22 protein-coding genes and 1 pseudogene are annotated in these 25,233 nt (G+C 69.5%); 10 read left to right on the top strand and 13 right to left on the bottom strand.

Annotated features, from left to right (window positions below; translation table 11 throughout):
• The first annotated feature begins 214 nt into the window (after positions 1-214).
• The gene (metH, locus tag ABZU25_RS10680; RefSeq protein ID WP_355029094.1) at positions 215-3,730 is read left to right on the top strand and encodes a methionine synthase; all 3,516 of its coding nucleotides are present in this window, start codon (positions 215-217) and stop codon (positions 3,728-3,730) included.
• On the opposite strand, the gene ABZU25_RS10675 is transcribed toward metH, so the two are convergent.
• Together ABZU25_RS10675 and ABZU25_RS10670 are read right to left on the bottom strand one after the other, a co-directional pair.
• Positions 3,712-4,158 (bottom strand): tyrosine-type recombinase/integrase, encoded by a 447-nt coding sequence (locus ABZU25_RS10675; protein WP_355029093.1) that lies wholly within the window; start codon positions 4,156-4,158, stop codon positions 3,712-3,714. The two genes, metH and ABZU25_RS10675, sit on opposite strands and share 19 nt — an antisense overlap.
• Before the next feature lie 150 nt (positions 4,159-4,308).
• Entirely contained in the window at positions 4,309-4,779 is a 471-nt protein-coding gene (locus ABZU25_RS10670) for a MerR family transcriptional regulator (protein ID WP_355029092.1), read from the bottom strand.
• 98 nt (positions 4,780-4,877) lie between these two features.
• On the opposite strand from ABZU25_RS10670, the gene ABZU25_RS10665 reads away from it, so the two are divergent.
• Positions 4,878-5,621 carry an SDR family oxidoreductase gene (locus ABZU25_RS10665; RefSeq protein ID WP_355029091.1) on the top strand — a complete coding sequence of 248 codons (744 nt, stop codon included), beginning with the start codon at positions 4,878-4,880 and terminating at the stop codon, positions 5,619-5,621.
• Positions 5,622-6,055: 434 nt separating this feature from the next.
• A complete protein-coding gene (locus ABZU25_RS10660) occupies positions 6,056-8,503 on the top strand; it encodes a helix-turn-helix domain-containing protein (RefSeq protein ID WP_355029090.1) in 2,448 nt (815 codons plus the stop codon).
• A gap of 61 nt (positions 8,504-8,564) precedes the next feature.
• Here ABZU25_RS10660 and ABZU25_RS10655 read toward each other — a convergent pair whose 3' ends face one another.
• From ABZU25_RS10655 to ABZU25_RS10645, 3 genes and pseudogenes are all read right to left on the bottom strand, one after another.
• Entirely contained in the window at positions 8,565-10,079 is a 1,515-nt protein-coding gene (locus tag ABZU25_RS10655) for a cellulose binding domain-containing protein (protein ID WP_355029089.1), read from the bottom strand.
• 325 nt (positions 10,080-10,404) lie between these two features.
• Positions 10,405-11,163, bottom strand: a complete 759-nt coding sequence (locus ABZU25_RS10650; protein WP_355029088.1) for an ATP-grasp domain-containing protein — start codon at positions 11,161-11,163, stop codon at positions 10,405-10,407.
• Between the two features lie 137 nt (positions 11,164-11,300).
• Positions 11,301-12,191 (bottom strand): annotated as a pseudogene (locus tag ABZU25_RS10645) (IS982 family transposase).
• Between the two features lie 327 nt (positions 12,192-12,518).
• On the opposite strand from ABZU25_RS10645, the gene ABZU25_RS10640 reads away from it, so the two are divergent.
• The 3 genes from ABZU25_RS10640 (at position 12,519) to ABZU25_RS10630 (ending at position 14,205) form a co-directional block, all read left to right on the top strand.
• Positions 12,519-12,728 (top strand): hypothetical protein, encoded by a 210-nt coding sequence (locus tag ABZU25_RS10640; protein ID WP_355029087.1) that lies wholly within the window; start codon positions 12,519-12,521, stop codon positions 12,726-12,728.
• 260 nt (positions 12,729-12,988) lie between these two features.
• The gene (locus ABZU25_RS10635) at positions 12,989-13,537 is read left to right on the top strand and encodes a hypothetical protein (protein ID WP_355029086.1); all 549 of its coding nucleotides are present in this window, start codon (positions 12,989-12,991) and stop codon (positions 13,535-13,537) included.
• A 227-nt stretch (positions 13,538-13,764) separates the two neighbouring features.
• Entirely contained in the window at positions 13,765-14,205 is a 441-nt protein-coding gene (locus ABZU25_RS10630) for a VOC family protein (RefSeq protein WP_355029085.1), read from the top strand.
• 18 nt (positions 14,206-14,223) lie between these two features.
• Here the strand turns inward: ABZU25_RS10630 and ABZU25_RS10625 are convergent, their stop codons facing one another.
• The gene (locus ABZU25_RS10625; protein ID WP_355029084.1) at positions 14,224-14,718 is read right to left on the bottom strand and encodes a GNAT family N-acetyltransferase; all 495 of its coding nucleotides are present in this window, start codon (positions 14,716-14,718) and stop codon (positions 14,224-14,226) included.
• Positions 14,719-14,904: 186 nt separating this feature from the next.
• Here ABZU25_RS10625 and ABZU25_RS10620 point away from each other — a divergent pair, with 186 nt between their 5' ends.
• The gene (locus tag ABZU25_RS10620) at positions 14,905-15,354 is read left to right on the top strand and encodes a GNAT family N-acetyltransferase (protein ID WP_355029083.1); all 450 of its coding nucleotides are present in this window, start codon (positions 14,905-14,907) and stop codon (positions 15,352-15,354) included.
• Here ABZU25_RS10620 and ABZU25_RS10615 read toward each other — a convergent pair whose 3' ends face one another.
• Genes ABZU25_RS10615 through ABZU25_RS10600 form a run of 4 tightly spaced genes read right to left on the bottom strand, consistent with a single transcriptional unit; the run spans position 15,355 to position 17,250 of the window.
• On the bottom strand, positions 15,355-16,263 hold the full coding sequence (locus tag ABZU25_RS10615) for an NAD(P)-dependent oxidoreductase (RefSeq protein WP_355029082.1): 909 nt from the start codon (positions 16,261-16,263) through the stop codon (positions 15,355-15,357).
• A gap of 58 nt (positions 16,264-16,321) precedes the next feature.
• Positions 16,322-16,690 (bottom strand): hypothetical protein, encoded by a 369-nt coding sequence (locus ABZU25_RS10610; protein ID WP_355029081.1) that lies wholly within the window; start codon positions 16,688-16,690, stop codon positions 16,322-16,324.
• Between the two features lie 33 nt (positions 16,691-16,723).
• A complete protein-coding gene (locus ABZU25_RS10605) occupies positions 16,724-16,975 on the bottom strand; it encodes a hypothetical protein (protein WP_355029080.1) in 252 nt (83 codons plus the stop codon).
• A complete protein-coding gene (locus ABZU25_RS10600; RefSeq protein ID WP_355029079.1) occupies positions 16,972-17,250 on the bottom strand; it encodes a hypothetical protein in 279 nt (92 codons plus the stop codon). Before ABZU25_RS10600 ends, ABZU25_RS10605 begins: the two co-directional genes overlap by 4 nt.
• Positions 17,251-17,442: 192 nt before the next feature.
• Here ABZU25_RS10600 and ABZU25_RS10595 point away from each other — a divergent pair, with 192 nt between their 5' ends.
• From ABZU25_RS10595 to ABZU25_RS10585, 3 genes are all read left to right on the top strand, one after another.
• Positions 17,443-17,871, top strand: a complete 429-nt coding sequence (locus tag ABZU25_RS10595; protein WP_355029078.1) for a VOC family protein — start codon at positions 17,443-17,445, stop codon at positions 17,869-17,871.
• 81 nt (positions 17,872-17,952) lie between these two features.
• Positions 17,953-18,537, top strand: coding sequence for a hypothetical protein (locus tag ABZU25_RS10590; RefSeq protein WP_355029077.1), 585 nt, complete (start codon positions 17,953-17,955; stop codon positions 18,535-18,537).
• Positions 18,538-19,009: 472 nt separating this feature from the next.
• Positions 19,010-19,552, top strand: coding sequence for a hypothetical protein (locus ABZU25_RS10585; RefSeq protein WP_355029076.1), 543 nt, complete (start codon positions 19,010-19,012; stop codon positions 19,550-19,552).
• A gap of 241 nt (positions 19,553-19,793) precedes the next feature.
• Here the strand turns inward: ABZU25_RS10585 and ABZU25_RS10580 are convergent, their stop codons facing one another.
• The 3 genes from ABZU25_RS10580 to ABZU25_RS10570 form a co-directional block, all read right to left on the bottom strand.
• Positions 19,794-22,628, bottom strand: coding sequence for a PQQ-dependent sugar dehydrogenase (locus ABZU25_RS10580; RefSeq protein ID WP_355029075.1), 2,835 nt, complete (start codon positions 22,626-22,628; stop codon positions 19,794-19,796).
• Between the two features lie 87 nt (positions 22,629-22,715).
• Entirely contained in the window at positions 22,716-23,996 is a 1,281-nt protein-coding gene (locus ABZU25_RS10575) for a ThuA domain-containing protein (protein ID WP_355029074.1), read from the bottom strand.
• Positions 23,997-24,386: 390 nt separating this feature from the next.
• Positions 24,387-25,115 (bottom strand): alpha/beta hydrolase, encoded by a 729-nt coding sequence (locus ABZU25_RS10570; RefSeq protein WP_355029073.1) that lies wholly within the window; start codon positions 25,113-25,115, stop codon positions 24,387-24,389.
• Positions 25,116-25,233: the final 118 nt, after the last annotated feature.

Below are 25,233 nucleotides of genomic sequence, written 5' to 3'. Positions count from 1 at the left end.
GTCGTCATACCGTGGGGCACAGCGGCGTCCCTGTTGTCCTTCACGTCCGTCAGCCTACGTCCCGAGCGGAGGTACGGCCCGCCGGCCGCGCCGGTCGGCCGCTTCCAGGCCCGGTCATACACGAACGGACCGGACAGCGTGATCCCGCTGACACAATCTGGGATCGGGTGCCGAGGGTCGGTGGGCGGGGCGGCTGCCGCACTAACCTGGACGGGTGCGGACTTCGTTGATGGATGTGCTGGCCGACCGGATTCTCATCGCCGACGGGGCGATGGGCACGATGTTGCACGCCGCAGACCTCACACTCGACGACTTCGACGGGCTGGAGGGGTGCAACGAGATCCTCAACGTCACCCGACCGGACGTGGTGCGCGGGGTGCACGACGCCTACCTGTCCGCCGGCGCGGACTGCGTGGAGACCAACACCTTCGGTGCCAACCTCGCCAACCTCGCCGAGTACGACATCCCGCAGCGCATCCGGGAGCTGTCCGAGGCGGGCGCACGCATCGCCCGGGAGGCCGCCGACGCGGCCAGCACCCCGCAGCGGCCCCGCTTCGTGCTCGGCTCGATCGGGCCGGGCACCAAACTTCCCACCCTCGGGCACACCGGCTACGCGACCCTGCGCGACGCGTACCAGGAGAACGCCGCCGGTCTGATCGTCGGTGGCGCGGACGCGTTGATCATCGAGACCTGTCAGGACCTGCTCCAGGTCAAGGCGGCGGTGGTCGGGTCGAAGCGGGCGATGGTCGAGCTGGGCCAGTCGGTGCCGATCATCTGCCAAGTCTCCGTGGAGACCACCGGCACCATGCTGGTGGGCAGCGAGATCGGTGCGGCCCTGGCGGCGATCGAGCCGCTCGGGGTCGATCTGATCGGGCTCAACTGCTCCACCGGCCCGGCCGAGATGAGCGAGCACCTGCGCTACCTGTCGCAGCACTCCCGCATCCCGCTGTCGGTGATGCCGAACGCCGGCCTGCCGGTGCTGACCGCCGACGGGGCGTATTTTCCGCTGACTCCGGTGGAACTGGTCGAGGCCCTGGAGCGGTTCATCACCGAGTACGGCGTGGGGCTGATCGGTGGCTGTTGCGGCACCACCCCGGAGCACATCCGGGTGCTGTCCGAGCGGCTGCACGGCGTCTCCGCCCCGGCCCGCGAGCCCCGCCACGAGGCGGGCGTCTCCTCGGTCTACCACCCGGTGCCGTTCGCCCAGGACGCGTCGGTGCTGATGGTGGGGGAGCGCACCAACGCCAACGGCTCGAAGGCGTTCCGCGACGCGATGCTCGCCGGCGACTGGCGGGCCTGTGTGGAGATCGCCCGCAGTCAGGCCCGCGACGGCTCGCACCTGCTCGACCTGTGCGTGGACTACGTCGGCCGCGACGGCACACAGGACATGCGCGAGCTGGCCGGCCGGTTCGCCACCGCGTCGACGCTGCCGATCATGTTGGACTCTACCGAGCCGCCCGTCGTCGAGGCGGGGCTGGAGATGCTCGGCGGGCGGTGCGTGGTCAACTCGGTGAACTTCGAGGACGGTGACGGCCCCGACTCCCGGTACGCGCGGGTGATGCCGATCGTCCGTGAGCACGGCGCGGCGGTGGTGGCGCTGCTCATCGACGAGGAGGGGCAGGCGCGTACCCAGGAGTGGAAGGTGCGGGTCGCGGCGCGGCTGATCGACGACCTGACCGGCCGGTGGGGCCTGGACCGAGCCGACATCCTGATCGACGCGTTGACGTTCCCGATCGCCACCGGGCAGGAGGAGACCCGCCGCGACGGCATCGAGACGATCGAGGCGATTCGGGAGATCACCCGCCGCTACCCGGGGGTCAACTTCACGCTCGGCATCTCGAACATCTCGTTCGGTCTCAACCCGGCGGCCCGGCAGGTGCTCAACTCGGTGTTCCTGCACGAGTGCGTGCAGGCCGGTCTGACGTCGGCCATCGTGCACGCCAGCAAGATCCTGCCGATGTCGAAGATCCCCGACGAGCAGCGCGAGGTCGCGCTCGACCTGGTCTACGACCGGCGGCGCGAGGGGTACGACCCGGTGCAGCGCTTCCTGGAGCTGTTCGAGGGCGTCGACGTGACAAGCGCCCGCGCCAGCCGAGCCCAGGAGTTGGCCGCGCTGCCGCTTGACGAGCGGCTCAAGCGGCGGATCATCGACGGTGAGCGCAACGGCCTGGAGGCCGACCTGGACGAGGCGATGGCCGGTGGCCGGTCCCCGCTGTCGATCATCAACGACATCCTGCTGGACGGCATGAAGGTGGTCGGTGAGCTGTTCGGCTCGGGCCAGATGCAGCTGCCGTTCGTGCTCCAGTCCGCCGAGGTGATGAAGACCGCGGTGGCCTACCTGGAGCCGCACATGGAGACCGCCGAGGACGGCGGCAAGGGTCGCATCGTGCTCGCCACAGTGCGCGGCGACGTGCACGACATCGGCAAGAACCTTGTCGACATCATCCTGTCCAACAACGGCTACGAGGTGGTGAACATCGGCATCAAGCAGCCGATCAACGCCATCCTGGAGGCCGCCGAGCAGCACCGCGCCGACGCGATCGGCATGTCCGGGCTGCTGGTCAAGAGCACTGTCATCATGAAGGAAAACCTGGCCGAGATGGCCACGCGCGGGGTCGCGGAGCGGTGGCCCGTCCTGCTGGGCGGGGCGGCGCTGACCCGCGCGTACGTCGAGGACGACCTGCGGTCGATGTTCCCCGGGCAGGTGCACTACGCGCGGGACGCCTTCGAGGGGCTGTCCCTGATGGACAAGGTGATGACCGCCAAGCGTGGTGGCGCGCCGGTGATCGACCCGGAGCGGGAGGCCGCCCTGGCGGCCCGGCGGGCCCGGCGGGAACGGCAGCGGTCGATGGTCAGCGAGTCGCTGCCGGAGCTGCACGACTCCTCGGTCCGCTCCGACGTGGCCGTCGACGTGGAGGTGCCCACTCCACCGTTCTTGGGCACGCGGGTGGTCAAGGGTGTGCCGATGGCCGACTACGCGGCGCTGCTCGACGAGCGGGCCACGTTCCGCGGGCAGTGGGGGCTCAACGGCGCCCGGGGCGGCAACGGCCCCTCCTACGACGAACTGGTGGAGACCGAAGGTCGACCGCGCCTGCGGTACTGGTTGGACCGGCTGATCGCCGACCAGGTGTTGGAGGCAGCAGTGGTGTACGGCTACTTCCCCGCGTACTCCGAAGGCAATGACCTGGTGGTGCTCGACGAGAACGGGCACGCGGAGCGCGCCCGGTTCTCCTTCCCCCGCCAGCGCCAGGAGCGGCGGCTCTGCCTGGCGGACTTCTTCAAGCCCAGGGGCGACCAGCTCGACGTGGTCGCGCTGCAACTGGTCACCGTCGGCCAACCCGTGAGCGAGTACGCGGCGAAGCTGTTCGCCCGCAACGAGTACCGCGACTACCTGGAGGTGCACGGGCTGTCCGTGCAGCTCACCGAGGCGCTCGCCGAGTACTGGCACCGGCGCGTCCGGGCCGAGATGACCCTGCCCGACGGCCGTCCGCTGGGCCACGACGACCCGACGGACCTGGCCGGAATCCTGCGCAACGACTACCGGGGCTGCCGGTACGCGTTCGGCTACCCGGCCTGCCCGGACCTGGAGGACCGGGCGAAGATCGTGGACCTGCTCGGGTCGGAGCGGATCGGCGTGGAGTTGTCCGAGGAGTTCCAGTTGATGCCGGAGCAGGCCACCGACGCGATAGTGGTCCACCACCCGGAGGCAAGCTACTTCAACGCCAAGTAACCGGCGCAGTTGCGCTGACCTGCACCTGAGGTCGCTCGGAAGGCCGCTGATCCGTGACTCATGCCGTCAGCGGCTTCCGGGCCGTCATTGGCGGCCTGGTCCCCACCGAACGCGGTGTCGATGGCGCGCCGCGTTCGGTCCTCGCGGGTCGGCAGGAGATGCGTGTAGGTCCGCAGGGTGAATCCGGGGTCGGCGTGGCCGAGGTAGGTCGACAGGGCCTTGACGCTCTCGCCGGCGTCCAGGAGGACCGAGGCGTAGGTGTGCCGCAGGACGTGCATGCCGTTGTGACGGTCGGCGGGGATGCCGGCGGCCCGGATGGCGCGCTTCCAGACTCCGGGGTTGAACTTCGAGCGGCTGAGCGGCAGGCCGTCGGCGGTGGTCAGGTAGAGCGTGACAGTCGTGGGGTCGCCGACGCCAGCGCGAGCCAATGGGTCCAGATCGCCGACCTCGCGGCGTGGACCGGGTATCGGTCTCTACGCCCTGCCGGTCAAAGAGACAAGAGCACCGCGTGGTACGGCCAAATCCTGCGGCCCCTTGACAGAGACGGAGGGCCGGTTGAACTCTGAACGCTCGGCAACCTATCGCGGCATCCATGAGTGGGCGGTTGGCGCCCACAGCTGGTCGGCGTCACCGGCGGCGAGCCGGCCTCGGTAGACGTCGATCTTGTGATGGATGATCTTGAGGTTTTCCTGTAGGTCAGCGAGCTTGGCGCTAACGTCGGCACGGTGGGCCTCCATGAGGGCAAGGCGTTCCTGCTCGTTGCCGCGCCCGGCCGCGACGAGCTGGGCGTAGCGCCGGATGGTCTTGATGGGCATGCCGGTGGCGCGCAGCCTGGTGCAGACGGTGATCCAGTCGAGGTCCAGCTGGTGGTAGCGCCGTGTGCCTCCGGCGGTGCGGTTGACAGGGGTGACGACCAGGCCGGCGCGTTCGTAGTAGCGAAGGGTGTATGCACTGACCCCGGTGCGACGAGCGGCCTCGGCGATGCTCACACCTGCCTCGGCGGCAGAGCGAGTGAGCCCGGATGCCGGCTGCGGCTTGACTTGGAGCACGCTCTAAATCCTAGCGTGGTGGTCATGAGTGCTTTAACACTGTTGAAGACCGCGGTCGAGGACCGCAGGCTGGCCGTTGGTGGGACGGGAGTATCCCGATGAAGGTGTTGGTGACCGGAGGGACGAGCGGGCTGGGACTCGCCATGGCCTCCGCCCTGGCCACCGCGGGAGCGACGGTCGCGTTGACCGGCCGATCCGGCGAGCATGCGAGCTCGGTTGCCGGTGAACTTCCCGGGGCGTTCGGCATCGAACTGGACGTGCGAGACGAGTCGTCGGTAACAAGGGCGGTCGACCAGGCGTGGTCGCGGCTCGGTGGCATCGACATGCTGGTGAACAATGCCGGGATCGGCATGCGCACGGTCAACCCGCGCTTCATGACGCACCCGCAGGCATTCTGGGAGGTTCCCGCCGACGGCTTCCGCGCGGTGGTTGAGACAAACCTGACCGGCTACTTCCTGGTGGCGCGCGAGGTGACGCCGCGGATGCTGGCCGCTGGCGGCGGACGGATCGTCAACATCTCGGTGAGTGAATCGACCATGCAGCGGGCTGGATTCGTCCCCTACGGGCCGTCGCGCGCCGGCAGCGAGTCGCTTTCCCGGATCATGGCGGCCGACCTGCGGGACACGGGCGTCACCGTCAACCTGCTGCTGCCCGGGGGCGCGACCGTCACGGGCATGTTGCCGCCCGGCACCGTGTCCGAGGGACGGCGATTCTTGGAGTCGGCGGTGATGGGTCCGCCCATCGTCTGGCTGGCGTCCGACGACGCAGCCGGCGTGCACGACGAGCGGATCGTCGCCGTCGAATTCGAGCGTTGGCTGCGCGACAGGAACGGCAGGAGGTAAGGCGGGACTGACGGCCCCCTTCGACCGGTCAGGCGCCATCGCTGAGCCCAGAAGGTCGGGCAGGCCGCTAACGATGACACGTACCTGCCCGACCAGGCGACGTTCGTGAGGCGTCAGCCGTACCCAAACGTCGCGCGGCTTGGAATGATTCCTCATTTCCAGCGGGCGCCCGGCGACCGTGACCAGGTTGCTGGGCGTCTACCCGGTATCCGGCAGCTACCGCCGCGGCACGGTCAGTCCACGCAACCGCCCAGGATCGACGGTGGCTGCTTTCCTGCCCGGACCGCATTGGGCCCCAACCTGGATTCCGGTGACTCGTCGAGGATTCGCCATGGCGATACTCACACTCGCTGCACGATGGGCCGTAACTCGTCACGCACATGCGAGCATCGATGCACGTTACGTAAGTACGGGCGTTGGGTGGTGGGGGGAGCATGCCCAAGAGTCAGGTGCGGCGTGACCAGTTCGGGGGCCTCCTCAGGACCCTCCGCTTGGAGCGGCGGCTGACCCAGGAGGAGCTTGCCGAGGCGTCCGGTTCCAGTGTCCGCGGCATCCGGGAGATGGAGCGCGGCCGGGTGCGCAGCCCGCAACGGCGGACGGTGGTGCTGCTCGCCGACGCCCTGCGGCTGGCCGGGGCGGACCGCGACCGTTTCGTCGCCCTGGCCCGGGTCGAGCGGCAGCCGCACGACCGAGCGGCGGTGCCGGACGACCGCGTCGCGGTGCCGGACGACCTCGCGGAGGTGCCGGACGACCGCCAGGCGGTGGTCGTACCCGGGGAACTGCCCGCCGCCGTTCCGGACCTGGCCGGCCGGGCGGAGATCCTGGAACGGCTTTCGGCGCTGGCCGCCGACGTCACCGCGGGGCGGCCGGACACCGCCTCGGTGGTGGTGCTGCACGGGCCGCCGGGGATCGGCAAGACCAGCCTCGCCGTCGCCGCTGGACATCGACTCAGCCCGGCCTTCGCCGGCGGACAGCTCTTCGTCGACCTGCAGGGCGCCTCGCCAGACGGCCCGGTCGACCCGGCCGAGGCGCTGGCCGGATTGCTGCGGTCGCTCGGGGTGCCGGACAGCCGGGTGCCGGTGTCGCCGGCCGAGCGGGGTGGTCTGTTCCGCACCCTCACCCGGGACCGGCCGCTGCTGGTGGTCCTGGACAACGCCGCAAGCGAGGCACAGGTACGCCCACTGCTGCCGGCCGGGCGGGGATGCCTCGCGCTGGTCACCTGCCGGCGTCCACTGACGGGTCTTGCCGGTGCGGTCCGCCTGCCGCTCGACGTGCTCGCCCCGGCAGCCGGTCGACTGCTGCTCGCGGCGATCGTCGGTGCCGACCGGATCGCCGCCGAGCCGGTCGCGGCCGACCAACTCGTCAAACTCTGCGGCCGGCTGCCGCTGGCCGTCCGCATCGCCGGCAACCGCCTGGCCAGCCGACCGCAATGGTCGGTCGGTTGGCTGGTGGATCTGCTCCGCGACCAGCGTCGGCGGCTGACCGTGCTGACCGCTGGAGACCTGGACGTCCGATCCGCGTTCGAGGTCTCCTACCGGCAACTGGACCCGATGACCGCGCGAGTGTTCCGGCGGGCCTCGCTGATTCCCGGCACCGACTTCGAACCCGCGCTGGTCGCCGCCGTGGCCGGCACCGGCGAGGAGACCGCGGCGGCGGCCCTGGAGGAGTTGGTCGAGGCCGGTGTCCTTCTGACCGTGGGGGACCGGTACCAGTTCCACGACCTGGTCCGGCTCTACGCCCAGGAACGCCTCGACGCCGAGGAACAACAGGCCTGCCGGACGGCGGCGCACGATCAGATGGTCGGCTGGCTGCTGCGGCGTACCCGGCAGGCCGGCTTGATGTTCGAACCGGTCGCCTGTCGGGTCGACTCCCCGTTCGACGACGATCGGACGGCGGCGTACTGGTTGGATCGGGAGTCCGGCAACTGGCTGGCGGCGCTGCGCGACGCGGCCCGGCGCGGTCGGCACGCCGACGTGGTCGCGGTCACCAGGGCTCTGCACTGGTACTCGGACGCCAACAGTCACCGGCACTCCTGGGACGAGATCTTCTCGCTGGGAGTGGCCGCGGCCCGGGCCGCCGGCAGCCCCCGCGACGAGGCCGTACTGCTGAACTTCCTGGGCTGGGCCCGGTACTTCTGCCGGGACCGCAACACCGACGGGCTGGCCGCCCTGGCCCGGGCGCTGGAACTGGCCCGGCGGATCGAGGACCGCCGGGAGGAGGCGTGGGCGCTGACCTACACCGCCGCCATCCTTATCCGGATCGGCCGCGGCGGGCCGGCCATCGACCATTGCCGCCGGGCCGTGGGCCTGTTCCGCGAGATCGGGTACGCCCTCGGCGAGCACAGCGCGGCGAGCGCGCTGGGCGGAGCGCTGGCCGCGCTCGGCCGGTTCTCCGAAGCGGCCGAGTTGCACCGCGACGTGCTGGCGTTCTACGTCCAGGGCAACGGTCTCAGCCGTACCGGCGCGGCGGTGGCCCGGGCCGGCGCGATGATGAGTCTCGGCGCGGATCTGGCCGGGATGGGCCGTTGGCGGAACGCCGCTGACGAGTACGCCCGCGCCCGGCGGGTGTTCAACCTGTGCGGCGCGACGTTCAGCGAGGCCATCGCCATCCATCGCTACGGGCTCGCGCTTCAGGCGTTGGGCGAGGTCGCCGCGGCGGCCGAGGCGCTGCGGGCGGCGCTGGCCCTGTATGCCGCGCTGTCCTGCCCGTGGTGGGAGGCGCAGACTCTGTCCGCGCTCGCGGCGCTGGCCGGCTCGGCTCCAGGCCGGGCCGCCGACGCCCGCCTGCTGCGCCAGCGGGCGCTCGACCGGTGCGGCGAACTGGACGCCCCGGAGGTGCGGACCCTGCGCGCCACCCTGCGACGCGAACTGGCCGAGTCCTGATCCCGGACACGCACCGGGCCCCGCCGACGATGCGGCGGGGCCCGGCGTGCAGGGACAGGGGTCAGTTGCAGGTGGTGCCGTTGAGGGTGAACGGTGCCGGGGTGGCGGGCGAGCCGTTCGCGGTGAAGCCGAAGTTGACGGCGCCGCCGGTCGGGATGGTGGCGTTGTGGTTCTCGTTGGTGACGGTCACCGCCGAGCCGGCCTGCTGGAAGACGCCGTTCCAGTGGCCCTGAACGAGTTGTCCACCCGGGAAGGCAAAGCCCAGCGACCAGCCGTTGGTGGCCGGGCCGTCGTTGTAGACGGTGACGCTGGCGCTGTAGCCGGTGCCCCACGAGTTGGTGACGACGAAGGAGACCCGGCAGGTGCTGGCGATCGGCGTCGCCGGCACGAGGTTGCCGTAGTCGTCGCGGGCGGTGGCGAAGTCCTGGAACCCGAAGCCCGGACCGGCCGATCGGGTGGTGGTGCCGGCGGCGAGCACGGTGCCGTTGGCGTTGACGGCGTAGACCGGGCCGCCACTGTCGCCGCCCCGTGCGGACTCGTCGCCGTCGAGCTGGGTGGCCTCGACGAGGTCCTCAATGTCGTCGTAGTGGTAATCGACCCGCAGGTTGCAGACCGGACCGCCGATCTCACCCGCGGAGGTGTACCCGGACTGGCACAGCAGTTGGCCGGGGAAGACCTCGGTCCAGCCGACCACCTGGGCGCGGACCTCGTCATGCTGACCGCCGACGTAGAGGTGACCGCCGGGCGTCGACGTCGAAATGATCATCGTGTCGTGGTCGTCATTGCTGTCGACCGCGTAGCCGACCAGGGTGCCGGTGCCGGTGGTGGTGTTCCAGCCGACGTGCCAGGGCGAGCCGATGGCTCCGCAGTGTTCGGCGGTGAGGATGTAACCGGCGTTGGTGTCCGCGTTGCGGACGCCGAAGCCTGCGGTACACCCGGGCGTGGTGAACCCGATGCCCGCCCCGCCGTCGAACGGCGCGGAGTCGTTGGCCCGTGACCGTTCGACCATCCGGTCGCGTTCGACGAAGCTGGTACGGACGCCGGTGACCGGTAGCTTCGGCAGCTTGGCGCCCGCGGTGTGGTCGACGGCGATCTCGATGCCGGTACCGTCTGTGCGCAGCCTGACCGAGTGGCTGGCGTCCGCCGGGTCGGCTTCCACCACCGGTGTGAGTCTGGCGGCCGCCTTGCGCAGTTCGGCGCGGGAGTAGGTGGCGTTGGCCACCTCGACCGGCGCGGTGCGGCGGGCGGCGGTGACGGCTGCGGCGATGTCGGTGGGCGGCGCACCCTTCCACCACAGGGTGACGTGGTCGTCGACCAGGCCGATGCCGGCATAGCCGCGTGCCGGACCGCGATCCACCGCGGTACGGATGACATTGGCCGCGTCGACAAGTGGGGCCTGGGCGACCATCTGGTCCAGGGTCTGTGCCGGGATGATGTCGAGGAGGGACTTGGCGGCCCCGGCTGCCCCCGGTTGGCCGGACTCCGCGTACGCGGAGGTGGGACCGGTGAGCGCCGTCGCGCCGACCAGTGCCCCGACGACCACCGTACGGGTGATCGCTTTCCGTATTGATGTCATGCCGCTGAGTCAAGCAACGTCCGCTACCGGGAGACAGGCAGGACGCCCGGCAGGAGTCAACATGCCGGCGGTCCTGCCGGCAGGTGTCCGTGGGTTGCCTCCCACACGTGCTCAGCGTGCCCGGATTGGTGCTCGGGCTGAACGCCGCTGATTTGTGTGGCTACGCTGACCTGCACCGCGTTGACGAGCCGGTCGACCTCGACCGGGGTGCGGGCCTGGATGGGGCCGGTGGTGCTGGACGGTGGCCCGGCGGGGTGCCGTCGTCGGCGCCATATCGGACCGTGGTGGGCCTTCGTCGCCGGTCTGGGCAGGATGAGGCAACGGTCTACGGAGACGGCTGTGGTGGCCGGATGAACTGGCGATCGTGGTCACTGACTGTGGTCCGAGGGCCGGCGGCGCGCAGGACGACGTCGAGCACCAGGTCAGGGTCGGCTTGGTAGGCTCCGCTGGCCCAGGCCGCGTTTGGCTCGATCACGGCCCAGTGGCCGTCGATGACCCCCACATCCACGACGATGGCGGTGGGAAGCGTGTGACCGAATCCGGCCAACAGGTCAGCGCCGAAAGCGAGCGCGTCGGCTGTTGCGGGGCCGAGGCGCAGCCTCCCCTGCTCGGCGTACTGACTGCCGGCATGGACCGCGCCGTCGAGCAGGTGCAGCCGGTACTCGGCGGCAAAGTCGACGATGTCGCTGACGAGGACGGGAGTCTGTCGGTCGACGGCATCGGGACCCGGCAGGCGGGAGCCGTCCGTATAGATCATGGCCCGGATGGTCTTGTCGTTCGGTGACTTGACGAATGCGGGTCGACGGAGTTCGTACGCCTCGCCGATCGTGACCACTGTGATCTCCCGGTGCGTGAAGTCCCGGGGCAGTCCAGCGAGCCAGTCGTGTGGGGCCTCCAGCGGGGCGATCCCGAGCAGTGGGGCGACGGCGTCGGCGAAGGTCGGCCCGGCGTGCAGGTGGTCGGCCTGCAGACCGGCGGGCACCTCGAAGGTGGCGAGCTGCACAGTGGGCAGCCCTCGTCGATGGGCGGCATCGCGCAACCGCTGGGCGGACGCGGTCAGTCGCGGTGGCAGGACGAGTGTCACGGACGAGGATCCTGCCGTATCGGGTGGCGCGGCCACAGTCGTTATCCGTGGCTTGTGCCGTCGCGCTGCTGGGGCTGGCCCTGTTCGCATGCGAGGATCCGTGGCCATGGGCCTAGACGAGTGAGTCCGAAGTCGGGTCAGTGGTCGTAGGCGATCAGGGACCTCGTCACGGGTTGGCCGGTGGTCCGGTTGTGCCAGATGGCGGCGGTCATCGCGAGGAGTCGCTGGGCGACCCGGGCGGCTACCCCTTCGATAGTTCGACCGCCGTGTAACTCAAGGTCGCGTTGGCCCTTCAACGTGTCGTTCGCCGACTCGATGAGCTGGCGGACCGGCTTCAGCAAGTGCTCGTCCGGGGCGTGGGGTGCGGTTGCGATACGACGGTCGCAGCAACCGCACCCCACGTTCGGCCAGCCACCGGTCCAACTCGGCGAAGACGTATCCCTTGTCCGCCACGATCAGCAGGCCCGGACGGTCGGTGACAAGGTCCGGGTCATGTTCGAGGACCGCGGTCAGCACCTGCCGCTCGTCGAGCTTCGGCGTCGCGAGCGCCCAGGCGATCGGCAGACCGGACGGGGTGCAGACGAGATGCGGGCGCAGGCCCCAAAACCTCGAGTGCGAGGCGCAGTACCCGTCCCGGCCCACCCCGCCAGATCCGAGCGTTTCACCGTCGGCCTGGACCGGCCGCATTCCACCGGTGTCGAGTCGATGACCCAGGTCGGATCGGACCACAGGTCGGTGTCCGCAGCGACCACCCGGATGGCACGCTTGAGTAGCGGCAACGCCGCCCGCAATCGCTTGTTGTAACCGGACTGCCCGGGCAGGTACGGGCACGCCCCGGGCAGATGCCCGGGGACGAACCGCAGCCAACGGGCCTCGGAACGCACCCCGAGCAGCGCCTGCGCGACAGCCAGGGTCAGCAACTTCGCGTCGGACAGCTTTGGTGGCCTACCGGTCCGGCGAGGACGCCCGAGCCAGTCATCGATCTTCACGTACAGTGCGGTCAGAAGGGTGTTGAGGTCTGTCGTCACAAACGGATCATCAACACCCTTCGTCTATGCCCACAGCCCCGGGGCCGTCAGGACTTACTCGTCTAGACGAGTAAGTCCTGACTCAGGACGGGGCTGCGGGCGCAGCGAAGGGCGCTCGCCAACCGCTGTGGCTGGCCGACCATGTGATGTGCTGTTGAGCGGTATACCTCTGAGGTATGAATATGACTCAGAGGTATACCGCTCACTACCGCATCCGCCCCCACCGAGGTGACCGACGGTTACCGCCGGCCGCCGGCTGCGTCCACAGCCCGAGCCAGGGTTAGGAATTACTCGTCAGCACCGCCGGCTCTCGCTGAGTGGACGGACGTGGACGGCGCCCAGTATGAGTTGGGCAGGACGGTGGGCCTGTTCACGGATCGCACGTTTTTGCAGGTCAAGTGGGTTTTCTGGTCGGACATTCCGGTCGGTGAGGCGCTCTTCGAGATGCTGCACGCGTTGGTGAAGGCGGGCGTTCTGGAGCACCGCGACGAGCCTGACCACCAGTTTCCATGGAAGACGGCGGCACCGCTCGCGTGAGGTCGTGCGTGTACGGGCACAGTGCGCCGCGAATCACGGCCAACCGCCACCGCGCCGCCACCGCGAGTGGCCAATGCGTTAGACCATTTCGGCGCACACGGTCTGCTGATTCCCGGAATTTCTGGTACGGCCAGCCGGTGGACGTCGACAATCGGGCTACGACCGTGATCCTGCGGTAGCCCGCCCCTTGTGTCGTTGGGGTTCCAACTGTCCCCGTTCAGTGGTGTCTGCGCACAATCCCCTCCCGCAGACTCCGGGGGGTGACCACCTACCCTGCGAAGAAGAAGATCGGGAATCTCGGTGCCGTCGGTATCGCCGCCGCCATTTCCGTCTTGTTGTGCTGCGGCGTCGGCACCATTGGGGCGCTCACCGACAATGACAGCGACAAGAAATCCGTCGCGGTAGCTACTGCGACCGCTTCGACTGTCGGCGACCGTATTGTCGACAACGCGACCGCCACCGCCAGTCCTGCTCCGGGTGCCCAGGCGTCCGCCACCCCGTCGCCTTCGCTGAGCCCGGCACCCGGTCCGCAGCGCACCACTGGTACGCCGACGTCGCGTCCGGTCGCCAAGCCGACGACCACCAAGCCGAAGCCCAAATCGACGACGGCGGCACCGAAGCCGAAGTCGACGACGGCGGCGCCGAAGCCGAAGCCGACCACCGCGAAACCGAAACCGCCTCCGGTGTCGACGGTGCATCCCGGCTCGTTCTGCTCGAAGCAGGGGGCGCGTGGGGTGACGAAAACTGGTAAGCCGATGGTGTGCACGACCACCGCGACGGATGCCAAGAAGCGGTGGCGGGCAGCCTAATCCACCATCACGACAAGCCCGGCAACCTGGAATGGCGCCGGGCTTCGTTGTCGCTGCGGAACCGGGGCATGAACCGCCGGTCCGCACGACAGGTGGATGCCGCGCGGTGTGTGCGTGGGAAAATGCCTGCGATCCGGTGTCGCATGCGGATGTCGAGAACGGCGGGGCGGCTCCGTCCCAGGGGCGGATGCGGCAACAGCACCGCACCAGACCCAGGGAGTTCCAGCATGGCGATCCAGCGGATGGACAACGTCCTCATCGTGGTCGACGACCTTGACGCGGTCATCGCGTTCTTCGTCGAACTCGGCATGGAGGTGGAGGGCAGGGGGCCCGTCGAGGGGCGGTGGGTGGAGCAGGTAATCGGGATCGATGACGTTCGGCAGGAGGTCGCGATGCTGCGGACGCCGGACGGCCACGGCAAGGTCGAGCTGGCGATGTTCCACACGCCGGAGGCGATCAGGGCCGAGCCGAAGGACGCCCCGGCGAACACGCTGGGCATTCGTCGCATCATGTTCGCCGTCGACGACGTCGAGGACGTCATCGCCCGCCTGCGTACGCATGGGGCCGAACTCGTCGGTGAGCTGACGCAGTACGAGAACATCTACCGGCTCTGCTATGTCCGCGGCCCGGAGGGCATCATCGTCGGACTGGCCGAACAGCTCAGTTGAGGGCCAGCGCAGCGCGGGTCAGGCCCGCATTTCGGCGATCATCGTGTCCGCGTTCTCGAACGACTCGACTGTGCGGAACCCTTCGGCGGCGTAGAACCCCGCGGCGAAGTTCGCCCGCTCCACGCTCAGCGACACCCGATGGATGCCGCGTGCGCGCGCGGCGTCCAGGACGGCGCGCAGCAGCATCCGGCCCACACCCCGGCTGCGCCACGACTCCACCACGCCGATGGTCAGCTCCGGCACTTCGTCGCTCACATACCCGTAACCCGGATCAGCGGCGCTCAGGTGCCGCAACCAGGCCGCGCCGACCGGCTGACCGACCGGCTCCACCGCGACCACCCCGATGTCGTCGGGCCGCATCCACCCGGTGACATAGTGCGCCAGCGCGCGGTCAGCCAGGATCCGCTCGCGAGACCAGTTGCGTTCCGGCAGCCAGTTCACGGCCTCCATCAGCATGTCGACCAGGAACGGGTGATCGGTCGCGGTGGCGGCACGGATGTCGACGTGATGCACCGCCACACCCTGCCACACGTCCAGACCCCGCCGCCGCTGACAGACTGCCCTGTCGGCGGACGGGCTCAGGCGACCAGGGTGCCCCCGTCGACGGTCACCATGGTGTGTCGCGGTGTGAGACGCGGCTACCGTTAGCGGCGCAGGCCGCGCGGAGGCAGCGCCTGGCTTCCTGGTTACGCTCAGGGCATGTTCCGTGCGGCCCGGCCTGATGACTTCGCGCAGATCATCCGCCTCTACCGGCAACTGAACCCGGACGATCCGGTGCTCGACGACGGCTCCGACGAGGCGGCCTTCCAGCAGATCATGGGCACACCAGGGCTGCGTCTGTTCGTCCTCGAACTGGACGGGGTCGTCGTCGCCACAACGTACCTCAACCTGATCCCCAACATCAGCCGGTCCGCATCGCCCTACGCGGTCATCGAGAACGTGGTCGTCGACGAATCGCGGCGCGGCACCGGGCTCGGCCGGCAGATCATGGCCGGCACACTCCAGGCGGCCTGGGACGCGGGCTGCTACAAGGCGATGCTGATGACCGGGTCGCGCAACCCCGCGACGCACGCCTTCTACCGCGCCTGCGGGTTCTCGGCCGACGCCAAGACGGCGTACCTCGCGCGACCACCGGCATCCGGAAGCTAGCTAGGCGGGGAAGGTCTCGCGCAGCGCGGAGTCCAGTGGCCGGCCGGTCGTCGGCTCGACGAACAGGTCGGTGAGCAGCAGTTCGGCGAGGTAGGTGGGGTTGATGCCGGACTCCTTGCCCCCGAGGCCCTGCAACGCGCCGCCGAGTCGCAGGGCGGCCCTTGCCGCGCCGGCCGGCAGTCGGGTGACCCGGCGGCGTCGGCCGACCGCCTCCGCGATGCGCCCGATCATGTCGGGCCAGGTGAGGTTCTCGTCGGCGACCGGAATGTCCGCGCCGCTGGCCTGCTCCAGAGCGTCCGCCGCGACCTCGGCCACGCTGCGCGCCGAGGCCGCGGCGCTCCCGCCGGTCGGCGCGACCAGCGGGGTACGCGACCGCGCCCACCGGTCCAGCGGCCCGGCCCAGTTCGGCAGCCGGTCACCGGCCCGACCGAAGACGAAGGGCAGTTCGAGGACGGCGACCGGCAGGTCCGGACCGGCTGCTGCCCGCCCCTCCCGGGCCTGCTCGATGCGGCACCGGATGTACGTGTGCCGCTCGGCGAGCCGCCACTGCGGATGCAGCCTGTCGAAATAGGTGTAGTACGACCCCAGCACGACCGCGCGGGTGAGACCCTCCAGGCGGGCGGCGGTGCACAGGCGTACCACCGGTTCGACGTTGTCGCGGCGGAACGCCGGGTAGATCGGCTTGGGCAGCGGCCGCTGCTCGTCGGTGCGGGTGGCGTACACGACACCGTCGTGGCCGGCGAGCAACGACCGCAGCTCGTCGATCGAGGCGGACCCGACATCGAGCCGGTGATCGACCCCCGGCTGGGCGGTCCGCGCCACAGTGGTGGTGGCATGGCCGCGCTCGCGCAGCACGTCCACGACATGAGCGCCGATCAGGCCACTGCCACCCACCACGAGAATCCGCACGGCACATCGTCCATTCCGGAGCCCTGCCCTTGTCAACCCACGACCACCGCCGGGCCGGTCACTGCTTGTTCTTCGCCACGTTGTAGATGTCCAGGACGTCGTCGTCGAAGTAGGGGCCGGGCCGTACATGTTGCCGGCGAACGTGTACGACATCACCGAGTTGACGTATCCGAACCGCAGGTTGTTGTTCCAGGCCCGCAGGAAGGGCCCCCCCGCTGGCACCACGGTTGAGCGGGCAGTCCGTCAACTTGCCCCGCTGCACCCCGGTGGCCTTGATGTTGCCCTGGGCGAAGAACTGCGACTTGCCGTCGAACGGTGGCTCCGCCGGGTAGCCGAGCAGCATCGCCAGCAGGGACTCGGACTTGTTGACGCTGAGCCACTGCCCGCCGGTGACGTGCACGAGCCGGTTGCCGTTGAGCGGGTGCATGCTGACGAACGCGAAGTCCCACCAGAGGTAACTTCAGTCGACCCACCCCTCGACAGAGGTGAACTCCTTGGCGAACCAGAGGCCGTGCGATGCCACGCCGTTGGTGAACTCCGACGCGTACGCCCAATTGTCGAACCAGACGGACCCGCCGTCACCGGGATGCAAACAGTGCCCGGCGGTGGACACCAGGTTCGCCTGCGGGTTGTTGATGGTCGCGCCGGAGCAGAAGAAGTCCTCGTCGTTGTGGGTGAAGAAGACCGGCCCTACCCCGGGTGGGGCGTTCACCGCCCGGTCGGCAACCTCCCGTCGGGGGCGTCGACCCCGTCCGGCATGGGAGCGGGTCGTGCCGCCCGCATACGCCCAGGCGTCCAGTAGGCGTTGCCCGCCAACGCCGCGGTGGCCGCGTCGGTCGACGGCCGTCCGTTGATGGTGGCGCGCCCTGCGGCCACCGTCGCGGATCCGCGCGCCGCGGTGGTGCCGGCCCGGGCCGGGGCCTGCGCGACGGTGACACTGGCCAGCAGCATGATGCCCAACGAGGCGATTCCGATGTTCCTGCGCACGAGACCTCCCGGAGGCGGTCCGCTCCGCCGTCGCGCCGCCCACGCCAGGTGGCCCCCTTCGATCCGTAGTGGTCGTGTCGCTTGCGTTACCTGACGGGTGCCTGACTGCGCGACGCACCGGTGTGGACGCGGGGCGCGAGGTGCGACCGGAGCGAGGTGCGGCGACAATGGGCAGCCGGAGGTGGATCGAGGATGGCTGATCAGGAGAGCGTCCCCCGACTGGGTTCGGTGGTGCTGGACGGCACCGACGCGCGGGTGTTGGCAGAGTTCTACCGCCACCTGCTCGGCTACGTCTACCGGCCCGGCGACGAGCCCTCGGCGGCCGGTCAGGACGACGAGCGTGGACGTGACTGGCTGGTGCTGAGGTCCCCCGACGGCGGCGCCCAGCTCGCGTTCCGGCAGGTGGATCACCTACCGGAGGCGACCTGGCCGAGCGACGACGTGCCTGCGCAACTGCACCTCGACCTCACCGTCGAGTCCGTCGAGGAGCTGTTGGTCCAACACGTTCGCGTCCTGCGCCTCGGTGGCCGGCTGCGCTACGACCGCGTCGAGGATCCCGTCGAACCGCTGCGCGTGTACGCCGACCCGGCGGGTCACCCGTTCTGCATCCTGGTGGGGTAGGGGCGGCGAGGGGACCCTCCGCGCCGGCACCTGGCATAGGTTCGAGGTGCTGGACATCATCGTCGGGAAACGGGGACTAGCATGCCGGAACCACGGGCCTTCTGGCTGGACGAACAGTTCGACCGCGAGCACGGCAGCGACGGACGCGGCCGGTACGAGGCCGAGGTGTACAGGCGGATCGACGACTTCGCCGACAGCTGGGGGGACATCTCGCCGGTCGGGTTCGCGGCGACAGCCTGGCGGGTCGCCATCGAGCTGTCGCCCGGCTTCGTCCGCTGGCATCGGCGCATCGTCTCGGCGACCTGCGCGAGAAGCCCGTGGGACGGCAGCATGGTCGGCGCGGTGACAGTGATCTCCCGCTGGCCGGCCGAACTCACCTGGACCAGACAGTGGCAGCGCGACCGCGGCTGGCGAGACTGGCCCCAGCTGTTCGGCCAGTACACGACCCCGACGGAGCAGGATCAGACGCGCAGCCCGCACCTGCGGGCGATGCTCCAGGTCGAGGCGCCCGTGCCGCTCGACGATCTGCCGCCGGCCCCGCCGGGCCCGGATGACGACGTCGCGACCACGGCCCGCCGAGCCACCGTGGTGCTGGCTCGGGAGCTCAACGACCTGCTCGCACCGATGATCGGTCAACTCGAGGCAGGGGTGCCCGCGGAATCCTAGGCCGTCCGTCATAAGGGCTTTTCGACGTTGCGCGGGTTGAGGTGCCCACGGTGGCGGCGGAGGGTCGTCGGGCAGTGCCAGCGGCCCAGCAGCCGAGTCGTATCGTCGACCATGCCCGCAGCTGTTTATCTGTGACTATCCGACCCAGACACTCAGATGACCACGATGGGCCACAGAACCCTTCACACTCGGGTCGGCTTCAGCCACGAACCCTGCTCCACTTCGACGAGCCAACAATTGACCCCATCGCCGATAGTGGAATTCACGATATTCTGGCGACGACCGTTGAGATGGTGTGGGGGGATATGGGGTGAACGAGGAAGAGGCCCAGGAGAGTACTCCACCTGGCAGCTCAGATGATGTCTCCGACAAAGACGCGTCGCCCCCGGCCATAGGAGGTGGCGAAGGGCGGCAACCCCGCTCTCCGTCGCGGCTGTGGGAAGCCGTGGTCGGAGTCTCTACCGCTGCCGGGGTGATCGTGGCGCTCGCCGTCGGCCTGCCGAATCTTCTGTCGGACAGGTCTGCCGAGTCCGACCGCCTCCCGGCGTCCGCGCCCCCGGCGTCGGCGCCGTCGCCCAGCCCTCCACCGCCTGTCATGATCCTCACGCCAACGTCAACAGGTGGCGCAACCGTGGAGTGCGTGAAAGACGCCTGCGCCATCGAGGTGCGCGGCAGGACGCGCGCTGCGACCGGGCTGCATTCGTATGTGTTGATCGCGCGCGAATGCTGCCCCGGAGACGCGCCGCGGTACTACGTCCAGTGGGATTCCACGAAAGAGGTCCCGGGTGGAGACTGGGTCGCTCTGGCGTACGTTCAAAAGCCGCCCGTCAATGCTACGTTTCAGATCAAGGCGATTCTCACGACGTCCGCCATCCGGGCGACGCCCGGACCCGATGACCTCATTGTCTGGTCCGACGACATGGCGAAGGCCGTCGGACTCGTCGCGGAGACGCCGACGGTCACCGTGAAAGTCGCGGGCATCGTCCAGGCGACCGCGTTCTGCGACTGCTCATAGCGAGGGTTCCGTGCTCGATCCGGCCGACGCCCACGGCTTTCGCAACCCGGAGAATCAGCGCCTACGGACCCGCACGCGGATCGACCTGGGTGTGGCTGTCGCGGCGACACACCGACCTGACAACGCACTACTAGGTCCACGGGCTCAACGGCCACGAGAACCGGGGCGGGCGATTTTCACCGCCCGCCCCGGACTCCCTCCGTTCGGCGGCCCGGCCGCCGACCAGGCCGGGCACCACCGCTCAGCCGGTGGTCAGGATGAACCTCTCCCAAGCCCCCACCGACGTACGGTTGGCGATCAGGGAACCGGCCCCGGCGTTCTCGGCGCACACGATCTGGTTGTTGACCGTGGCGCGCAGGCTCACCGTCCCATCCGTGTTGGTGATGAGTTGGAACGTCTCCCACGATCCGATCGACGTGGCGTTGGCGACCAACGGGTTGGCGCCCGCGTTCGCGGCCGAGACATAGAGCCCGTTGGCGCGCGACCGCAGCGCGATGTTGCCGTTGCCGGCGTCCACCCGGTCGAACTGCTCGGTGCTGCCGACGCTGGCCTTGTTGGCGATCAACGCGGTGCTGCCGACCGCCGACACGTACTGGCTGTTGATCTGCGCCCGCAGGGTGCTCACCGGCGTGCTGCCACCGGTGCCGGTGGTGAAGGTGAACGCGTCGACATCGAACAGGTAGCCCGACCCGCCCTTGAACACCAGGTACAGCGTGGTCGACGCGCTCGGCGGGTTGCTGATCGTGGCGGACGAATCGACGAAGGTTTCCCAGTTGCCGGTGACCGGCACCGTGACGGTGCCCAGCAGGCTGCCGGTGGCCGAACCGGCCCGGACCTCGATCGTGCCACCGGCGCCGGCCGACGACGCCCGCACGGTGATGCGGTTGGCATTGGCCAGGTTGTACGGCTGGTACGAGATCCAGTCGTTGTTCTCGATGAACCCGGCGGTACGACCACCCTCGGCGCTGGTGTGGTCGGTGGCCTGGACGCCGGACTGGGCGCCGAAGTGCTCACCCTGGCGGTGCTTCGGTTGCAGGGTCTTGATGCTGTGCGTGGTCAGTCCGCCGTTGTCGGTGTAGGCGGCGTCGAAGACCCCGTAGATGTTGGCCGCCGAGTCGTGCTCACCGTCGGTCGGGACGGTGATCGAGCCGCTGCACCCGGTCTTCGAGGTGATCTGGTGGGCGTGGCTGTCGTGGCCCAGCGCGTACGTCAGGCTCACCTTGGAGCAGTCGATAGTGCCGTCCTGCGGGTCGCTCACCGAGATCTGGTACGACACTGTGTCACCGAAGCTGAACAGCTGTCCGTCGGTGGGCGAGGTGAGCGTCACCGTCGGTGCCGTGTTGCCCACTGTGATGACCAGGCTCGCCGTGCCGGACAGGCCGGTCGGGTCGGTGACCTTCAGGGTGGGGGAGAAGGTGCCGTTGGTGGTGTACGTCTTCGTGGGGTTGGCCGCCGTCGACGTGGTGCCGTCGCCGAACGTCCACAGGTAGCTCAGCGCCCCGCCCTCCGGGTCGGAGCTGCCGGACGACGAGAAGTTGACAGTCAGCGGGTTGGCACCCGAGGTGGGGTTGGCCGAGGCGACAGCGATCGGGTTGCGGTTGCCTCCACCGATGTACTCGATCCGGAACAGCGCCTGGTTGTTCGAGCCGGTGCCGTAGTCCAGCACGTAGAGCGCGCCGTCCGGGCCGAAGGCCATGTCCATGACCTGCGTGCCGCTCCACGGGAAGCTGGAGATCTCCCCGCGGGAGCCGTCGGAGTTGATCGCGATGGGCTTGATCCAGCGGCGGCCGTACTCGCCGGCGAAGAACTGGCCGTTGAGCGACTGCGGGAACTTGATGCTGGAGTTCAGCGAGGCGTCGTACCGATAGACCGGCCCCGCCATCGGCGACTCGGAGCCGCTGCCGAACTCCGACGGTGAACCGGAGTCGCCGGCGTACTTGATCCAGGCCGGCTTCGCCGCGGGCAGCGTGCCGAGCCCGGTGTTGCGGAACGAGTTGTTTGTCGGCCCGCCGGCGCAGTTGTACTTCGACTGCGACGGCCCGGACGGGAAGGTGTATTCATTGTATGTTTCGGTGCTCGTGTTGCTGCCGGTGCAGTACGGCCAGCCGAAGTTGCCGGGCGCCGTGATGCGGTTGAACTCGACCTGACCGGAGGGGCCACGGCTGGAGTTCGTGGACCCGGAGTCGGGGCCGTAGTCGCCGAGGTAGACGACGCCGGTTGCCTTGTCGACGCTCATCCGGAACGGGTTGCGCAGACCCATCGCGTAGATCTCGGGACGGGTGTTCGCCGTGCCGGACGCGAACAGGTTGCCCGACGGGATCGTGTACGTCCCGTCCGCCTGCGGCTTGATCCGCAGCAGCTTGCCCCGCAGGTCGTTGGTGTTGCCCGCTGAGCGCTGGGCGTCGAACTGCGGGTTGCGGTTGGTCCGCTCGTCGATCGGCGCGTAGCCGGACGACTCGAACGGGTTGCTGTCGTCGCCGGTGGTCAGGTACAGGTTGCCAGCGGCGTCGAAGTCCAGGTCACCGCCGACGTGGCAGCACTGCCCACGGTCGTTGGCGACCTGGAGCACGATCTTCTCAGTGCTCAGGTTGAGCGTGTCGTCGCTGTTGAGGGTGAACCGGGACAGCCGCAGGTGTCCCTTCCACCGGTCCCAGTCGGACTGTGAGCCGGTGGTGGGGGCGTCCCCGGACGGGGTGCTCAACGTGGGCGAGTAGTACAGGTAGATCCACCGGTTGGTGGCGAAGTTGGGGTCGACGGCGACGCCCTGCAACCCCTCCTCGTCGTGCGTGTAGACCGACAGGGTGCCGGAGACCTTGGTGTTGCCGGCCACGTCGGTGACCCGCAGGACGCCGTTGCGCGCGGTGTGCAGCACCGAACGGTTGGGCAGCACGGCCAGGGACATGGCCTCACCCAGCTCAGCCGAGCCGGTGGCAAGTTTGACCTGCTGGTAATCGCTGGCGGGGATCACCACCGCCTGGGCGGCGGTGGAGGGTGCGGCCACGGCCAGGGCCACACTCGCGACGGTGGTGACCGCCGCGACGAGTGCCCGGGACCAGCGCCGGGGGTTCGAAAGCATGATCGTCCTTTCTCGACGACCGGGGGACGGGCGCGCGGGGGCGCACCACGACCAGGTGGGGGTGGTGACGAGCGAGCCGCGGCGCGCTCAGTTGGTGACGAGGTCGAACTTCTCCCACTGACCGATGGAGGTCCGGTTGGCGATCAGCGGCGAGGCGCCCCCGTTGTCGGCGGCCACGTACCGGCTGTTCACGTTGGCCCGCAGGCTCACCGTGCCGTCGGAGTTGCGGATGAGCTGGAACGTCTCCCAGGCACCGGCGGTGGCCCGGTTGGCGATCAGTGCGGCGGCCCCGGCGTTCTCCGCCGCGACGAACTGCCCGTTGCTCTTGGCGCGCAGCGCGACGTTGCCGTTGGCGAGGTTGACCAGTTCGAACCGCTCGCTGGTCCCGGCGGAGCTCTTGTTGGCGATCAGCGCGGTGGTGGCGTTGGGCGCGCTCACGTACTGGTTGTTGGCGCGGGCCCGCAGGGTGGAGCCGGTGGCGGCGGGCGGCGGGGTGGTCGGCGGCGCGGTGGTCGGCGGGGCCGTCGTCGGCGGCGCGGTGGTCGGCGGCGCGGTGGTCGGCGGGGCCGTCGTCGGCGGCGCGGTGGTCGGCGACGTCCCCGGCGAGCAGTTGGCGCTCACCGAACCCGCGGCGACCTGGAGGCCACCGAGCAGCATCCGGGTGAAGTTCGGGTCGGTGTACGACGCCTCGGTGTGCCCGAGACCCGTGTACCAGGCCCGACCGCCGCCGAACGCCTTGCACCACGTGATCGGGTGGTCGCCGTTCATGTTGCCGCCGCTGTAGGACGACTCGTCGAGGCTGGCGAGGACCCGTGCGCTGGACCGGGGGTTGGTGCGGTAGTTGTACCACTCGTCGGAGCGGACCCAGGTGGCGCCGAGGTGCGCGGTCGACGGGTTGCTCCGGTCCTCGATCTTCACGGTCGCGGTCTGGATCGCCGGGTGCGAGTCGAACCACGCGCCGACCAACTGGCCGTACCACGGCCAGCTGTACTCGGTGTCGGCCGCGGCGTGCACGCCGACGTAGCCGCCGCCGGCGGCGATGTACGACTCGAAGGCCGTCTGCTGGCTGGAGTTGAGGACGTCGCCGGTCGTCGACATGAAGACCACCGCCTGGTACTGGGCCAGGTTGGAGGTGGTGAACTGACCGGAATCCTCGGTCGCGGTGACGGTGAAGCCGTTGGCCGAGCCGAGCTGCTGGATCGCGGCGATGCCGTTGGGGATGGCCGAGTGGCGGAAGCCGGCGGTCTTGCTGAACACCAGGACCTTGGTCAGCGCTGCGGCCGAGGATGGTGTGGGAAGGACCAGCAGGCTGGCCATCAACACGGCCAGGCCGATGACGAAGGCCAACAAACGGGGACGGGAACGCATGGTCTTGCTCCTCTGCTGAGCGTCGACCTCAGGCTGTGCACGGGGGCAGGCCGGGGCCGCAGTGGCGGTGGTGCGGAAGCCGGGCCGCCGATGCTCGGCTGAGGTGGTGCGGGGGTGGTGGGGGATGGGGCGCTGCGCCAGTCGGTCACCCCGACCGACACTGTGGACGATCAGATTGTATCGACTGGTATCGCTGACGCAGTAAACCTCCGATGTCTGGCCCTCGTCAAGCCCACCTGCTCTGGGCCGGGTGCCCGGTGGCGCGGCCGGCGCAGGCGGTGCGGCACGCCGCGTGCCCGGCGGCAGGTCCACCCACTAAGACGGGAACGTCGCGCGGTACAACGCGCGGCGCTGCTGGTTTACCCACCAACCCCGCTGCGGCTCGGGCGGTCAGCCTCGGCCGTTGGACGTGCGATCACGAGTTCCCCGGGTCGCCATAAGGATGAGATCGGCGATCGTCTCGGGATGGGTGACCATGGCAAGATGCGATGATTCGACCTCGATCGTCGTCGCGTTCATCCGATCGGCGAGGAACCGTTCCAGCTCCGGAGCGCTCGTGCGATCCTGCGTGGAGATCGAGTAGTAGCAGGGCCGGTCCCGCCAGGCGGCTGCCGTCGTGCGGCCCTGGAACAGGTCCCCGGCGATGGGCCCCTGCACCGCGTAGAGGGCGCGGGCGCGGGTCTCCTCCACCCCACCGGCGAAGTCGGCCAGGAAAGCGCTCTCGCTGAGTTGTGCGTACCCGTCGTAATGCACGAGACCGGCGTTCGCCGGCGGCGTGGGGTACTTCGCCGCGAGCGCGGTGAAGTCCTCACCGGCGTCCGGCGCGCGAGCCGCCACGTAGACCAGGGCGGTGACCCTCGGATGGTTGCCGGCGTCGCTGATGACCGTGCCGGCCCAGGAGTGGCCCACCAGCACCGTCGGCCCGTCCTGGCGGTCGAGGGCACGGTTGGTGGCGGCGACGTCGTCGGCCAGGGAGGTCAGCGGATTCTGCACCGCGGTGACGGTCAGCCCGGCCCGCTGCAGGAGGGGGATGACGTCGGACCAGGAGGAGCCGTCGGCGTACGCGCCGTGGACCAGCACGACGTTGCGCGCGGGCGTGGCCGGGGACATGTCGCTCATCTGAAACCTCCGCGGGCGGGGCGACGCCGGGCCACCGCTGGGTCGTCGACGACAGCTCTCGCCTGCCACTCTTCCGCACGCCGGTGCGCCCGGTGGGCAAAACGCCGACGGCGCACCG

This window comes from Micromonospora sp. NPDC005215 (assembly GCF_040607915.1).
Lineage (GTDB): Bacteria > Actinomycetota > Actinomycetes > Mycobacteriales > Micromonosporaceae > Micromonospora.
Note: the sequence above shows the minus strand (reverse complement) of the source record. Positions and strands in the feature narration are given on the sequence as shown.